Genomic DNA, 15012 nt, shown 5'->3' on the forward strand with positions numbered 1-15012 from the left:
TTCTCTCATGGACACATTGAGTTGCTCGATTTTTACGGTACTCATTTCCATCACCACCGGTTTTTTTACTATTCATTACCCGATTTGGTGGTTAGCGTGATTTTGTTCGTTTGTTACTTGCGTTCTATATAGTTAATATTGACCCAAGTGGTCATTCACCTGCTAGAATCAAAGAGTTAGTAGGAGAAGCTACAAGTGGTGGTATTGGTTCAGCGGTATACTGGAAAAATAGAAGTACGATGGGTGCATATTTTAGGGAAATCTTTGCAGACGAGGATAATAACCAGTTTAAGTATCTGTTTGGACTTGCAACGATGACAAGTGATATTGAGGAAAATTCCGCTGGAAAAGCCGATTGGGCTGTTCAAAAATTAATACAGGCTGAAAAAGATTGGGAAATTAGCTTCGCAATTGGTATTATAGGAGATAGGCTAATACCAGGTTCATCAAAGATGGGTGTACTTAAACCAGGTCCACATGCAAGCAAATCTGTTCCTGCTAGGGGCAAAGGACGAGATTTTACGAAGGATGAGCGGGATAAAGTAAATGAAATAGGTAACGATACAGGTTGTCATACTTGCGGTTCTACTGACCCAGGTACAAAAAGTGGTAATTTCATTCCTGACCATCAACCGCCAAACGCCACAGTACCAAATGGATCACCACAAGAGTTATATCCTCACTGCAAAAGTTGTAGTTCTCAGCAGGGGGGAATTATTAGTTGGATGAAACGGAAAGGACTAATACCGTGAAATCGATTAGAGGAATATCAATTGAAAACGACGGAGTTCATTTAGTAACGAATGGATTAAAAAGTAAGTTAGGCTTTGAATTGAGAGTTGCTTCTTTTAGCAAGGAAATTGAAGAATATTATAAAGTATTAAAGTATTTAGTTGATTATCTTTTAGACAGCAAGCCTAAGATAATCCCCGAACAAACGATTTCGTACCACTCTTGGCTTTTGAAGTTTGTTATGTTCTCTGACTCGACATTGGATGTGTGGGAAGCAGAGCGGCAAGGGAACGGATTTGTTGAAGGGGTTGAATATGCTTTACAGGTAAGAATTGAACAAGAAGACGAATGCAGTAATTACGGCGTAACCCCTTCATTTCCAACTTTTGGGCAGAATATTGTAATATCTAAAGGGGTATATGAAGGTTTAGGGGTTGATGCTGTAAGGTATCCTTCACCGGAGCATATGACTGGATGGTGGGTAACAACAGACTTGTATGACGGAGATACAGATTCGTTAATGAAAGTTCATTTCTATCATGTAGCTTTTAATCGTCCTGATTTATTGAGGTACTTTGCTCTGCCTTTTGGATTCCGATTTTACATTAATGAGACAGAGAATGATATATGGTTTGATGAGAACACCTTAAAATGAAATGCCCATTATTATATGCTGACCACAATGCGACTAATCCTCGCGTTGTGGTTTTTCATTTATCATTGCGCGGCGGCTGAAATAAAGACCCCACCCAGTGCCGAATGGATGACTATATTAGGTTTGAAAAAATTTAACCCTCGTCGGCCCTGTGCCAAAATTTCCATAAATTGGGTAGTCAAAACTAAATCAGACAGCTTTATTAAGGGGTGAGCGACTGTAATCAACTGGGCTCAGGTAGCCAAAAATTCCATGAATTCGATGATTGTTATACCAATTTATGTAGTCAAGCAGCTCTAGTACGAGATGTCCTAAACTTTGAAACTGAAACTGATGGATAAATTCGGTCTTCATAATCTTAAATGTGGCTTCAGCAACAGCATTATCATATGGACAGCCCTTCATGCTAAGAGAACGACCAATTTGTAATTCAGCAATTGTCTCATCAATTAATTTATTCTTGAATTCACTGCCGCGGTCCGTATAAATAATTGAATCTGGCGCAGATCTCCCTGCATAGAAGCAAAGGCACGTGAGACTAGCGATGCATCCTTTTTCGGACCTGCACTAGAGCCAATGATCTCTCGAATAAAGAGGTCGACAAATACACAGATGTAGTGCCATCTGTTTGACTTTAACGTATGTTAGATCACTTACAACGACTCGTTTTACTTCAGATTGTTGAAACTTGCGTCCTAGTTCATTTGGCTGCGCTGAATCATTACATGCGGCTTTGTGGGGCTTGTACTCAGCAAAGGTGTATGTAGAAACAAGGCCTTGAGCTTTCATAATGCATCCAATTCGACGTCTCGACACGACAAATCCGCGTTCGAAGTTTGGCTTTAATCTTTCTGGTGCCGTATGCTCCTCGGTTCTTCTCGAAAATCTCTACAATAGGTCCCTCCATGTCATCTTCCTGACGGCGTTCTTTGGCTTCATAATAGTACCTACTTCGAGAGATTTGCAGGACGGCATACATTGCTGATACCGAGTATTTGTCACGATTTCGCTTGATGACATATACTTGCGTCCCATGATCAGCGCTGCTTGCTTTTAAATGTTGACCACCATTTACAGTCGTTTTCGCAGTGCGAAAAGCTCATTTTCTTCGGAGAGCGATTATCCTTCTCTGAAAAGGAACCTGTTGTGTAGGCTTGCATGATCCAGCGATCCAGTGCAGAGGCAGTTAAATCATATTCTTCTGCAATGGATACTCTAGACTTTCCATTCTCATACAGCTGAACCAGACCCCATATGTAGCAAGAAAAAACCAAGTCATGGGACTTGGTTTTAAAGAACATAAAACATTCCATTGACTCCATTACTGCCTTTCTAAAATATAATAATATTCGGATGTACTCCCATTATAGCCTTTTACCAGAAAGTAATATTCTTTAGAGGAATCAAAGTTATAGGTGATAGATTCATGGGTAGATGAAGCATACGTAGAGGATTTACGAAGAAGATAACTGCTTCCTACTTTTTCATAAAGATATAAATCAAAGTCTGCTAGAGTGGGGACGGACAATTTGAAAGTATAGCTTCCGCTCATAAATGCACCGGATAACTTGTAGTAATCAACATCTGTGGCTGAGCTTATTTTACCCAGTTTATAATAAATAAGCGGATCGGCAGTTGCAAAGGAATCATTCGGCTCACTCCCCGCGGCAAAGACCGTGGATGACCCCATTAAAGTAAAAATAAGAGTTGCAGACAAAAAAATTTCTTCATTATTCATACCTTCTAAATATAGTTAAATTCATATCAAAAACACTATAAAAATATAAATATATGCATTGTACTTTGAAGAATCCCACCCCTCAACACCGCCCCTCCCACAGCGGCCGAGGATCTCCTTCTGTTCAGATTTTGTTTAGGACCTGGGTTTATGATGGAAAGGGAACGTCCTAAACAAATAGAGAGGAGATTACTAGAGAATGAGACTTCGCAGAAAGTCTAAACCCCTGAGCAGAGTGTCCTTCCTGCTTATGTGGTCCTTGCTGCTGCAGATGATTTTGCAGCCGTTTGCGATGTCCGGCTATGCGGCAGCCCCAACTTTTACTTTCACCAAGAGCGCCAGCAAAGCAACGGTGTCCGTAGGCGACACGTTTACCTATAATCTGAGGTTTGCGGTTGCCAGTGCGACGGCGGTCGGGGTGGAGAGCATCAAGATTACCGATGTGGTCCCCGCGCAATTCGTGATTATGGAGAACGAGGACAGTGACTGGGACACGATTCAAGGCCAGACGCTGGTCCGGGAGGTCACGAATCCGAGCCTGCTGAAGGCAGGCAGCTCGTTATCCTTCTCCATTAGCGTGAAAGCGGACCATACATGGGTGAACCAGCCGGTCACGACGACGAATATCGCTAAGGTAGAGGTTACCGATGAGGATGGCAACACGACGACTGCCCAGGCGACAGCCGAGGTCGTGATTCAGGCAGATCCCGATGCACCTCCGACAAACCCGGGAGGAGGCAATGGTGGAGGCACGGTCATTGAAGCGACCTATGACAAGTGGGAGGCCTACAAGACGCAGTCGCTTAGCGACGGCACCGTTCCGATTACCGGCGGTCTTGTCACCTACAAGGTCGGCATCAAGCGCGTATTGGCCGGCAATACGGCCAACGGCACGCTGAATGTACCCTTCTTCTATGACAACCTTCCTGCTCAAGTGCCTCAGGCATGGGTAACCTGGACGCAGGGCTCTGCACAGAACGCCTATTATGACCCGGGCCAACATCGGATCGTATGGGAGAACATCTCGCTGAGCCAAGGTCAGAAATTTGAGGCCGATGTCAAAATCACGTACCCCGATGACTTCGGTTATGTTCATCCGACCGCATCACCGCTTACCTTGACCAATACGGTAACGATGGATACATACTCGGTAGACGGCGGTCAGGGCAGTATGCCCAAGGTTTCGGATTCGGTCGGTACTCTGCTGGGACAACCGGTATCCGGCGATCCCGGCTTGACCAAGGATAAGAAGTTTGCTTACCGTTCTCCCGGGCAGAAGCAGCAGTTCACGATAGGCGGAGTGGATAACAAACGGACATCCGCGAATCCGAAGGTGAACAGCCCGCTGTATGATGTGGTGATTACAGACCCGCTTCCTCCCCAGATGAATTACGAATCGATCCAGATGCCTTCGCTGGCCTGGAGTAAATTTTTGTACGAGACGAATAACAGCGGAACTTGGATCGAGTACACGGGAAATGCGACGGTAGGCGGCACCATCAAGATCGGTCAGTCTGGCAGCGGCATGAGCCCGGCCAAAGATATTATTTTGACGGCCGGCGAGTACGTTACGAAGCTGCAGTGGAAGTATGACTCGCTTGCAGTCGGTAAAAGCATCGATGGCATCGTCGTAGCCGGCACTGTGCTGGCTGTACCACATGGAGGCGGAGCGGCGTTGCAGCATGGAGATACGGTCACGAACAGCGTTTACCTGGATTACCAGGCGCTGACTGAAGCGTCCGCTGGCGTCTGGAGCAAGACGGCTCAGCCTCGTAAAACCGAGTCCGCCAGCTTCCTTATCAATGACGAGAAGCCGTGGCTGATCGCGGGAAAATCCGTCTCGGGCAGCTACAGGCCGCTGGATATCGTGCCGTTCGTTTTAACGGTCAACAATGATGTCAAGGCGACAGGTCCGTATGTCAATCCGGTTCTGTACGACCTGCTGCCGGAACGGTTCAATTATTATGTGTCCGCCAACCAGACGCTGGCCCAGTCGTTCGAGCTGGTGAACGCGCCGACAGGCACGAGCCGCCCGAATGTGGAGATCGTGACGAATAACTTCAACGGCACGGGCCGAACGCTGGTCAAATGGTCGTGGGATGCAGGCAACCCGGCCAGCTTCGCACCGGATACAAGCTTCCAGCTCAAGTACAAAGGCGAGGTACAGGCGGGAACGCCTAAGAGCTCGGATGGCCCCGTGTACCGCAATGATTTCTATATGACCACGGCGGATCCGTCTGTACAGTTCTGGCACAGCGGCGATAAGGTTCATCATGACCCCAACACATTTGCCGAATGGATGAAGCACAATACGCCGATTAAGGATACGACCCTGCAATTTGACCCGACGCCTGGGATCGACGAGTTTTTCGTGCATGCCTCGGCAGTTGTCCCGGTCAAGAAAGCAACGGTCGTCCAATCTACCAAGTGGAACCGGGGCGACCTCGCTCCGATTAAGCTTAATGAATTGGACGGCACTTTCGTCGGCGCGCCGGCCTTAGCCGATCAGCCGTTCGATACGAGCGAGCAGCCGCAATATACGGAATTCCCTTATTATAGTGTCACCTATGAGGGAGGCAACGCCGATTACAAACTGGTCATCCGCAATAGCGGCAACACCAGGCTCGGGAAGATCAGTGTGCTTGATATTCTCCCGCATGTAGGCGACCAGGCCGTGCGTACGGATTGGGGAACCGGCTCCGCGTATGAGAGCAGAGGCTCGCAGTGGAGGCCCAACCTGTCCCAGGTCCTGTCTTCCGGTCCGCGAAGCTACAGCTACACGACGACGGAGACCGGCGCGCAGACCGTTACCTTTAACCTGGAGACGTATTACAGCAAGTCGATCGATCAGGAGCGGGTTGTCCGCTTCGATGTGGTTGACAACGGCAGCGCTGCGAAGCCAGGCTGGGTGTCCCAGCGGCAATACAACAGCGATGACTTGAGCGACATCCGCTCGCTTTACTTCGAGATCACGAATATTAATGGAGGAGCGGGACTTGCGGCGGGAGAGTATATCGTGCTGGACTGGAAGATGGACGCTCCCGTAGGCGCTCCCACCGACGCCATCGCCTGGAATTCCTTCGCGATCCAAGCGACGGAAGCAGGGGCTACCGGCAACGATGAGGGCAGCAAAATGCTGCCGACCGCACCGAATAAGGTCGGCTTCATCATCGACCCGGCCAACACGAACGTTCCGCTTGGCGAGATTGGCGACTTCGTCTGGTTTGACAGCGACCGGGACGGCACGCAGAACGAAAGCTATCCGGGCGACAACAACCAGAAGTCGGGCATCAATGGCATTACGGTGAATTTGTATCGCCCAGGCGATACGACTCCTTACCGCTCCAGCAAAACGGGCTATGATGTGCAGGGCAATCCGGGCTATTATTTGTTCCAGGGACTGGACGCCGGGGAGTACGTAGTGGAGTTTATGCTGCCTGCTCATTATGAGCCGACAATTGCGGAAGCGCTAGGCCCGGATCCGGGCCATACGCAGAACCGGGATTCGAATAAAGTCATGCAAGGCAGCCCGGTAGGCGGTTACACGCCTTATCGGACCGAGAAGATTCAACTGCCGGCAGCGGGCAAGAACCGCACCATCGATCTGGGGCTGATCGAAGCCGCAGCGTCTTCGGACTATCCGGGGGCAACTCTGGTGAAGAAGATAGAAAGCGTGGAGCAGGGGACGGCGACAGCAACGCCATCGCCGGAATATGTGCTGGCGGGCAACAAGGTGCGCTACAGCGTGAGCTTCACGAATACATCTTCCGTCACGCTGCACAATATCAGGCTGACAGATGAGCTGGATCGTCAGCAAGCGGGGTTCGTGTTCCATAGCCTCGTCTATGAAGGCCAGCAAATACCGCTGAACGGAAATTCGCATAACCGCCCGGATGTGATCACGGGTATTGATAATTCGGGATCGTCCCCTTCGCTGACGGTCAAGAGCCTGGACCCGGGCAAGACGCTGAAGCTCGAAGGGGAATACACAGTAACGGCCTCGGATATCGATCGGACCGATCTGGTGAACCAAGCGATCGTTTATTTCAATGAGTCGCCTGTGCCGCTGAAGGAGGAGGCGAGCATTCCGACAGCCGCTCTGGACGTCAAGAAAAAGAGCAGCGCCTTGTCCGTCTCTCAAGCGGGAACCTGGATCGACTATGTCGTGACAATCACCAATACGGGAAGCCGTGACCTGCATAATCTGGTCATCACGGACTCTAAGGTGACGGGGCTTGCGCCGATTGCTTTGCTAAAGTCAGGCGAGACGCGGGAGCTTACCTACACGTATCAAGTCTCGGCTGCCGACCTTGGCGGCTCCAAGCTGACGAATACGGTCGTAGTAAAGCCCGATGAGACGCCTACGGGCACGGATACCCATGAAGTGCCGGTTATTACGTCGCCCCGTGGTTCCATTGGCGACTATGTGTGGCTGGACCGCGATGAGGATGGCGTGCAATCGCCTGAAGAGACCGGGATCAACGGCTTGACGGTGAAGCTGTACGCTTCGCCAGGCGGAACGCCGCTAGCTCAGACCGTTACGAGAGACAAGGATGGCAAGCCCGGCTATTATTTGTTCCAGGGATTGCCGGCCGGTGATTATTACATTCAATTTGTCATTCCGGCCGATTACGGCGTCACGCTGGCGAACGTATCAGGCGAAGCGACCGATTCGAATAAGACGGATGCAGCGGGCTTCACGGAGAAAATCACGATTGGGACAGGCAACTGGAACGATCTGACGATTGATCTCGGGCTCGTGCCTCGCGGTGAAATCGGCAACTATGTATGGCTGGATCAGAATAGGGACGGCCTTCAGAATGAGGACGCATCCCTCGGAATCAATGGAGTAGAGGTCAGGCTCTACAGCTCTGACCGAACGGGAGCCCCTCTCGCCGTCACGATGACTTCGAATGACGCGCAGGGCCGTCCGGGCTACTATCTTTTCGATGATCTGATCGCAGGCGATTACTACGTACAGTTCGTTCTTCCTGCCGATTATACGAAGACGCTGGAAGTTCAAGGATCGCAGACCGAGCTGGATTCAAACGCAACGGATGCCCAAGGCTTCACCGGCCTGATCACGATCGGCGAGACAGCCGGCTGGGTAGATCATACGATCGATCTGGGCTTGATTGCGAAGGGCGCCATCGGCAATTACGTATGGTATGATGCGAACGGCAACGGAGCGCAGGATGAGGAGCAGACGCTGGGACGCAACGGGGTTACCGTAAGGCTGTACAACGAAGCCAAGCAGATGCTTAAGCAAACGGTAACGGCCGACGACAGCAACGGCCGTCCGGGCTACTACTTGTTCGACCAACTGCTGGGCGGGGACTATTATGTCGAATTCGTAATCCCGTCCGGATACATCGCTACCCGGGAAGCCGCCGATGGCGTTTCTGAGGAGCTCGATTCGAACAGACGGATCGACGGCTACACCGAGCGGATTACCATCGGAGAGTCTAGCGTTTGGGAGGATCTGACGATCGATCTTGGTCTGGTGTCGGAGCCTGACGAAAGCACTCCGCCCGGACCGGGCAATCCCGGCACTCCGGTAACTCCGGCCAACCCGGGTACGCCAGTTCATCCCGGAACGCCAGTTAACCCAGGTACACCGGTTACACCCGCGCCTCCGGTACATCCCGGAACGCCGTTAACTCCCGTGACGCCTGAGCAGCCGGCTAAGCCTGGACTGACGGAGGAGATCGTCACGAGCGTGAATACGCCAACCGGCGGCGCGGTTCAGGTGCCACCGGGCAGCAAGCCGTCTATCGGCAAGCAGCCCGAGCACGGCCAGGTGACGCTGGAGGATGACGGCAAGTGGGTTTACACGCCGGAGCCGGGGTACACCGGCAAGGATGGGTTCACGATTATCGTGACCGATGAGAATGGCAACGAAGAAGAAATACTCATTGACATTGATGTTGAAAAAACTCCTCTTGATCGGGCTGAAGGCGAAGAAGGGCAGCAGTCTGAGGCGGTACTGCCGAATGTAGCGGCTTTGCCCAAAACCGGTGAAGAGAGCCACCTGCTTCTGCAGCTGACGGGTCTTGGCTTGTTTATGCTGGGAGCGGTGTTGAGAAAACGGCGCGCAAGGCGCGCATGAGGAGCGGGGCTGCCGGATGAACCGGCCGCCCCCGATTGCTCCGGGCATCACACAGGCAGGAGAGGTTAGGTATGAGAATCTGGAGCTATCTATTGATGACGGCGGGAGTTTGCTTGATTCTGCTGCCCAAGGCGATGGAATGGCAGGCGGACTATCTGGAGAGCAGTCTGCTCGCTTCAACCGAACAAAGCTTCGCGACCGCCGAAGCGGCAGCCGATAGGCGGATGGAGGCGGAAAATGAGCGCTTATCCAGCTTGCTCAGCTCCGGAGGAGAAGATGACGAGCCAGAGCCCTTGGGACCTGCAGAGCAGCACAATCAGGCAGAGGCTTCCTCGGGGCCGCCGGCCGGGAGCGTCCCTGACGAACCGGCAATCGCCGTGCTGTCGATCGAGAAGCTCGCCCTCCGGCTCCCGGTTCTGGAGGGGGCGACTGAAAAGAATATGAGATTCGCTGCAGCCCATATGACCGAAACCTCTCCGCTTGGCGAGACCGGTAATGCCGCTATCGCGGCCCATCGGGTCAAAACAAAGGGGCGGCTGTTTAATCGTCTGAATGAGCTGGAGGCAGGCGATACCATCGTAGTGGAACTACAGGAGCGGAAGGCGACCTATACTGTCTTCCGCACGCTGCGGGTGGAGCCCACGGACATTTCCGTTTTGAAGCGCAGCGACAAGGAGCGGATTCTCACTTTAATCACATGCGATCCGATTGTGAATCCGACCCATCGGCTCATCGTACAGGCTAAGCAGGATTAACTCCCCCGTACAATCTAGGCGGGTACTGAGCAATACACGATAAACGGCAAACTTATCGAAAGATAAGGACGCAAAGCTAAAGGGCCTACCCTCCATCCCGGAGCACGGCAACCAGATACCGAATGGATTGCTTTTTTTGTTTGTTCCAAGAACTTATCACCGACAAACGGCAAACCTGTTCGAAAGTCAGGGGCGCAAAGCTAAAGGGCCTACCCTTCATTAGAAGTATGGCAGCCAGCTATCGAAGGGAGTTTGTATGTATGCGCAGATGGATGAGTATAAGCTTGGCCGCATGTTTGATGATGGTCTGCTTGCCGGACGCCGCTTGGGGGGCCAAGGGGGAATCCGCCTCATGGCTGGATGCCGGGAAGCTGGAGAAAGGATTGTTCGGCATCGTCTACGAGGCGGCCACGGCAACGAGGACGAAGCTGATGGTCAGCAAGGACGGGGTCAACTACACGTATGATTTAGCCGCCAGAGGGAAAGAGGAGTTTTTCCCGCTGCAGCTCGATAATGGGGAATACAAAATTTCCATTCTTCAGCAAGTAACGGGAACCAAATACAAATTGGTACACAGCGAGACGCTGGAGCTCGAATTGGAGGATAACTCGGATGTCTATTTGCATTCGATCCAGAATGTGAATTGGACCGAAGCGGAGACGGTTAAGGACATGGCTCTGGAGCTGACGAATGGCAAAGAAACGGAACGCGAGAAGGCCGAAGCCATCTATGCGTATATCGTGGACCATATCGCATACGACGACGAGCTGGCGACCAACGTACAAAACGGCTATATCCCTGATCTTGGGCAGGTGCTTGCCTATAAAAAAGGCATCTGCTACGACTATGCTTCCTTGTTCGCAGCCATGAACAGAAGCATAGGCATTCCGGCCAAGCTGCTCATAGGAGAGTCGAAGAATGTCAAGAAATACCACGCATGGAATGAGATTTTGATAGATGGAGAATGGCTGACTATCGATACGACTGTCGATGCGAGCACAGGCAACCGGAACTTTGAGAAAAACGCGGGCGACTATATAGCTTCCAAGGTTTATTAACACTCCTTATTGAGGTTGTCGATTCATTGTGAGTAACTAAGTTGAAACGTTCTGCTTTCGCTAACGGACCTCAGCGTCTCTATTTGCAGTATTTTCGCGATATTGAAAATCTAACGGACTCAGATGACGCTATTTGGTGCATTTGCGCCCATTCTATGCGGTTTTGACGTAAGTAAGGTCGTCTGTGTCCGTTACAATTTGAACAGGCCCCATTTTTGTGAAATAGCGACTGTGGTGTCCGTTACGATCAGCCTTTACTTAACTGCGCTGCCGTCCACAATGAATCGACAGCCTCCTTATTGTTCGTTAAAACGAATAACTGGCGTGGACAACCGGCAATAAGCCGGAAAGTTTCTGCTAGGTCCTTTTGATATGGACTTTTCGCGAATAGTAACCACCTAGACAAGGGCAGCCGGTCATTCCAGCTGCTTTTTCTACGTGAAGAGCAGGTTAGTTGTGGGTGCCTGCCACAAAAAGGTTACGATGTCGAATTGTTCATAGGGATTGAAGCCGGACAAAAATATTTGGCTTCAAAGGGGATAAAAGCAAAGGATGAGTGGGGGGAGACCATTATCTTCCAAATCATTGAAAAAGAAATATTGAATAAAACCGATGGGGATTTTGTTGGGGCTATGTGGGATTTACCTTTTGCCAAGTATGAACTTGATTAGTCTTTATTGCGGCTTGGGCTTAAAGCAAAAGAAACTGGTGGCCCTCAAAAGGAACACACAAGCTTTTTTGCGTCAACGGGTTGTGCCTTATTGATTCGTTGCCGCGAAAGACTCTGCCGCTGCTGATACATAATAAGCCAACCCGCTTTGCTGATTTTCGAGCATCTCAAGATGAAAGTCATCATTTAGAAAAAAACGAGTCTGTACAGTAAAATCTTGAGCTGATGTTTGATGCCCGTGTTTATTCAAAAACTCAAGATGGCATCGAATCAAATTTCCTACTTTCTCATCGTTATGCTTTATGCCTTCTCTCAAAGACGCCGCCATTTGATTCATGAAGGCTAGAGCTTCTTCCGCTTGTTCATTTAATTTCTGAACATCCGCCGGGGCAGCCTCGAGAGGCTCCATCCCATAAGCTTCGTTTAAATAGTGATTTTGCTCGGTCAGCGCTTTGTTCCACTCTTCCGCGTTTTCAAAACCCCTGAACATTTCTTTACTATCCATGGTTTTCCCTCCTCGTACACACTCAATGGATTTACGTAAGGTTTGAGCGATGGCATCCAGTCTATGCTTGCGGCTAAATATCAATTTCTCCTGATGTGAAAGGATGGATAGCCGGTCCGGATTATGCTCCAGCATTTCCTTAATTTGATCTAAGGAGAAATCCAATTCTCTGAAAAATAAAATCTCTTGCAAACGTTCCAACTCTTTCGTTCCATACAATCGGTATCCGGCTTCGCTTACCTCGGAGGAATCGCAACTTTTGCTCTCGCGGTAGCGAAGAAGGAAACCATCCCTATTACCGGGAATATATCACTTAAGACTTTCGCGTCACAAGAAGGAGACAGAAATGAGAAGGTTATTTATAGTAGGGGACAGTATTTCGATCCAGTATGGACCCTATTTGAAAAAGATGGTCGAACATCGATTCCACTATGATCGAAAGCGTGGAGAGAAGGAAGCTCTGGAGGATTTGGACAACCCCGTCGGTGCCAACGGAGGGGATAGCAGCATGGTTCTCGAATATTTGAAAAGAGAGCGGGACCAAGGGGTGCGCTATGACCTGCTGCTGGTCAATTGCGGGCTGCATGATATCAAGACCGAGCCGGTCACCGGCGAGAAGCAAGTACCGCAGACCCAGTACCGGGTTAACCTTGAACAGATCGTTCACATCGCCCAAGACATGGCGCAAGCCCTGATCTGGATTCGTACAACCGATGCTGTGGAGGACCTACATAATTCCAGGATGGCCTCGTTTCATCGTTACCATGAAGATGTTGTGGCCTACAATGCGATAGCGGATGAGATAATGACTCATCATGAGGTTCCTAGGCTTGATCTGTATTCGTTCACCCGGGCCTTCGGCACAACCGCTTATCGTGACCATGTGCATTTTACAGAGGAAGTATGCCGCCTGCAAGCCGCTTTCCTAGCCGGATGCTTGGAACGCTATAGCTGAAAGAGATAGTCAAGTTATTGTTGCCGAAGCCCTGATGAAGTACGATTAGAGGGATCGGCTCCGCTACAGGAGAACCGGATTGTTTGTGATTATAATAGGGATGGTGACTTAGATTTGAGTACAATAACCATTTATTTGGCAGGGGATTCAACGATGGCGGATTACTCCGCAGAATCGTATCCTATGCAGGGATGGGGGAATAAGCTTCATTTGTTCATTCCCGGCTATGCGAAAGTTGTGAATAAGGCCGTGAACGGGAGAAGCTCGAAAAGCTTCATCGAGGAAGAGAGATTGAAGGAAATTTTAGAGCTCATCAAGCCGGGCAATTACTTATTCATCCAATTCGGACATAATGACAGCAAGGAGGATGCCAAGCGGCATACCTCTCCTTGGAGCACATACCCTCAATATTTGCGGCAATATATCGATGGGGCAAGAGCGCGGGGAGCTCATCCGGTCCTTATCTCGCCGCTATGCCGCAGACATTTTGATGCAGATGGCTTGCTGATCAACACACACGGTGATTATCCGAGAGCCATGGAAGCCTTGGCCGTTCGAGAACAGGTGCCTTTCATTGATTTATGTGGCAGAAGTGCCGCCGCTTTCAAGGAAATGGGCGACGCCAAATCCAAAGAATGGCTGACCTGGCTAAGTCCGGGCGAGTCCCCGAACTACCCGGAAGGGCTTCAAGACAATACGCATTTGAATGAGAAGGGCGCAGAGGCTGTCGCGCGTCTGATTGCCGATGCGATCACTAAGCTTAATCTGCTCGACAAGCAGCTGACCAGCTGACCGATACAGCATCAGTCCATAGATAATCCGGCCTGTCGCCTGTGTACAGGTTGGGTTTCTTTGGGATGGGTAAGTCTGGCCACCAGGGTTATTGATAATAGACGGCATTATAAGGGAATTCCAGCTCCTTCATTCGGTATTCCTTCGGTGTCATGGACATATACTCGCGAAATACTTTGCCGAAGTAGCTGGGACTTTCGAAGCCGCATTGTTTACCGACCTCGTGGACCGGGAGGTCCGTGGTTCGGAGCAAGGCTATGGCCGCTTCCATTCTTCGATCTCGCAGATAGGCAAGCGGAGAGATTTGCTCGGACTTCTGGAACAGCCTGCATAGGTGATGCTTGTTGATCCCGCAATACTCGGAGAGCATGTCCAAGGTTAACGGCAAGGCATACTGTTCCTTCATGAATCGCTTAGCCTTTTGAATCGTCGTGCTTGAGTTTTCGCTGATTTCCTTGCCGCGCTCCCTGCTCGTTTTGACCAAAGTCAGCAGCCATTCGTACACGTGGACAGACAGCAGGTACTTGTCGGTCACCTTCTCCTCTTGAATCAAGCGCAGCAGCTTCCAGAAGCTGTGAATCAAGGGAGAGTCTGCTTCTCTGCGAAGGATAGGCCCCTCTTGCTCCAGGACTAAATCCCAGATGCGGCTCGCTTCGTCCCCGCGCAGATTCAGCCAAATGACCTCCCAAGGCTCTTCCTGCTCAAGGTAATAGTATCTGTGCCTGCTTGGAACTTTGACAAGAAAGGCGGAGCCCTTCGGTAAGGCTATCTGTTGATGCTCGTAATCGATATAGCCTTGGCCGCTAAGCGTATACTGAAAAATAACATGCCCGCAGTCCGGTCTTTCGTCCCCCGCAAAGCTGTACTCCGAACTTCGAATCTTCTGCCACCCCATAGAATCGAGCGTCAAGATCGATCTATCCTCATGACGAAATGCATAGGAAGAAGACTCTATCATCGGATCCTCACCCGTCCTCTACAAAGTCAATTTTGTTATAGTATAAAACACAACGATAAGTTTGTCCTTCCAAACTTCGGGCGGT

11 protein-coding genes, 1 pseudogene and 2 riboswitches are annotated in these 15012 nt (G+C 50.3%); of the genes and pseudogenes, 8 read left to right on the top strand and 4 right to left on the bottom strand.

All coding sequences use genetic code 11. The features are described 5' to 3' along the window. Window positions 1–110 precede the first annotated feature (110 nt). A complete protein-coding gene (locus tag GSF01_RS27185; RefSeq protein WP_159888400.1) occupies window positions 111–752 on the top strand; it encodes a hypothetical protein in 642 nt (213 codons plus the stop codon). Continuing rightward, window positions 722–1387: an immunity protein Imm33 domain-containing protein gene (locus GSF01_RS27190; protein WP_159888401.1), complete on the top strand. Its 666-nt coding sequence runs from the start codon at window positions 722–724 to the stop codon at window positions 1385–1387. The genes GSF01_RS27185 and GSF01_RS27190 overlap by 31 nt, the downstream gene beginning before the upstream one ends. Before the next feature lie 189 nt (window positions 1388–1576). On the opposite strand, the pseudogene GSF01_RS27195 reads toward GSF01_RS27190, so the two are convergent. Both GSF01_RS27195 and GSF01_RS27200 read right to left on the bottom strand, forming a co-directional pair. After that, window positions 1577–2688: pseudogene (locus GSF01_RS27195) on the bottom strand (IS3 family transposase). A 20-nt stretch (window positions 2689–2708) separates the two neighbouring features. Next, complete coding sequence (locus GSF01_RS27200; RefSeq protein ID WP_159888402.1) at window positions 2709–3125, bottom strand: hypothetical protein; 417 nt, start codon at window positions 3123–3125, stop codon at window positions 2709–2711. Between the two features lie 199 nt (window positions 3126–3324). On the opposite strand from GSF01_RS27200, the gene GSF01_RS30135 reads away from it, so the two are divergent. From GSF01_RS30135 to GSF01_RS27220, 4 genes are all read left to right on the top strand, one after another. Continuing rightward, window positions 3325–9234, top strand: coding sequence for an SdrD B-like domain-containing protein (locus GSF01_RS30135; protein WP_159888403.1), 5910 nt, complete (start codon window positions 3325–3327; stop codon window positions 9232–9234). 71 nt (window positions 9235–9305) lie between these two features. Next, window positions 9306–9989 (top strand): class D sortase, encoded by a 684-nt coding sequence (locus tag GSF01_RS27210; RefSeq protein ID WP_235941760.1) that lies wholly within the window; start codon window positions 9306–9308, stop codon window positions 9987–9989. A 35-nt stretch (window positions 9990–10024) separates the two neighbouring features. Next, window positions 10025–10112, top strand: a riboswitch (cyclic di-GMP riboswitch). Window positions 10113–10147: 35 nt separating this feature from the next. After that, a riboswitch (cyclic di-GMP riboswitch) is annotated at window positions 10148–10235 on the top strand. Window positions 10236–10249: 14 nt separating this feature from the next. After that, window positions 10250–11047 carry a transglutaminase-like domain-containing protein gene (locus GSF01_RS27215; RefSeq protein ID WP_159888404.1) on the top strand — a complete coding sequence of 266 codons (798 nt, stop codon included), beginning with the start codon at window positions 10250–10252 and terminating at the stop codon, window positions 11045–11047. Between the two features lie 491 nt (window positions 11048–11538). Continuing rightward, entirely contained in the window at window positions 11539–11718 is a 180-nt protein-coding gene (locus GSF01_RS27220) for a hypothetical protein (RefSeq protein ID WP_159888405.1), read from the top strand. Between the two features lie 87 nt (window positions 11719–11805). Here GSF01_RS27220 and GSF01_RS27225 read toward each other — a convergent pair whose 3' ends face one another. Continuing rightward, a complete protein-coding gene (locus GSF01_RS27225) occupies window positions 11806–12528 on the bottom strand; it encodes a MerR family transcriptional regulator (RefSeq protein WP_159888426.1) in 723 nt (240 codons plus the stop codon). 40 nt (window positions 12529–12568) lie between these two features. Here GSF01_RS27225 and GSF01_RS27230 point away from each other — a divergent pair, with 40 nt between their 5' ends. Beyond that, window positions 12569–13177 (top strand): SGNH/GDSL hydrolase family protein, encoded by a 609-nt coding sequence (locus GSF01_RS27230; protein ID WP_159888406.1) that lies wholly within the window; start codon window positions 12569–12571, stop codon window positions 13175–13177. Window positions 13178–13291: 114 nt separating this feature from the next. Continuing rightward, the gene (locus tag GSF01_RS27235; RefSeq protein WP_159888407.1) at window positions 13292–13969 is read left to right on the top strand and encodes a rhamnogalacturonan acetylesterase; all 678 of its coding nucleotides are present in this window, start codon (window positions 13292–13294) and stop codon (window positions 13967–13969) included. An 88-nt stretch (window positions 13970–14057) separates the two neighbouring features. On the opposite strand, the gene GSF01_RS27240 is transcribed toward GSF01_RS27235, so the two are convergent. After that, entirely contained in the window at window positions 14058–14927 is an 870-nt protein-coding gene (locus GSF01_RS27240; protein WP_159888408.1) for a helix-turn-helix transcriptional regulator, read from the bottom strand. Window positions 14928–15012: the final 85 nt, after the last annotated feature.

Source organism: Paenibacillus puerhi (assembly GCF_009846885.1).
GTDB lineage: Bacteria > Bacillota > Bacilli > Paenibacillales > NBRC-103111 > Paenibacillus_G > Paenibacillus_G puerhi.

What these genes read in the sequence shown, in the direction of transcription:
- GSF01_RS27200 (WP_159888402.1), bottom strand. Translation starts at nt 3,125, where the DNA reads ATGAATAATGAAGAAATTTTTTTGTCTGCAACTCTTATTTTTACTTTA.
- GSF01_RS30135 (WP_159888403.1), top strand. Translation starts at nt 3,325, where the DNA reads ATGAGACTTCGCAGAAAGTCTAAACCCCTGAGCAGAGTGTCCTTCCTG.
- GSF01_RS27210 (WP_235941760.1), top strand. Translation starts at nt 9,306, where the DNA reads ATGAGAATCTGGAGCTATCTATTGATGACGGCGGGAGTTTGCTTGATT.
- GSF01_RS27215 (WP_159888404.1), top strand. Translation starts at nt 10,250, where the DNA reads ATGCGCAGATGGATGAGTATAAGCTTGGCCGCATGTTTGATGATGGTC.
- GSF01_RS27230 (WP_159888406.1), top strand. Translation starts at nt 12,569, where the DNA reads ATGAGAAGGTTATTTATAGTAGGGGACAGTATTTCGATCCAGTATGGA.
- GSF01_RS27240 (WP_159888408.1), bottom strand. Translation starts at nt 14,927, where the DNA reads ATGATAGAGTCTTCTTCCTATGCATTTCGTCATGAGGATAGATCGATC.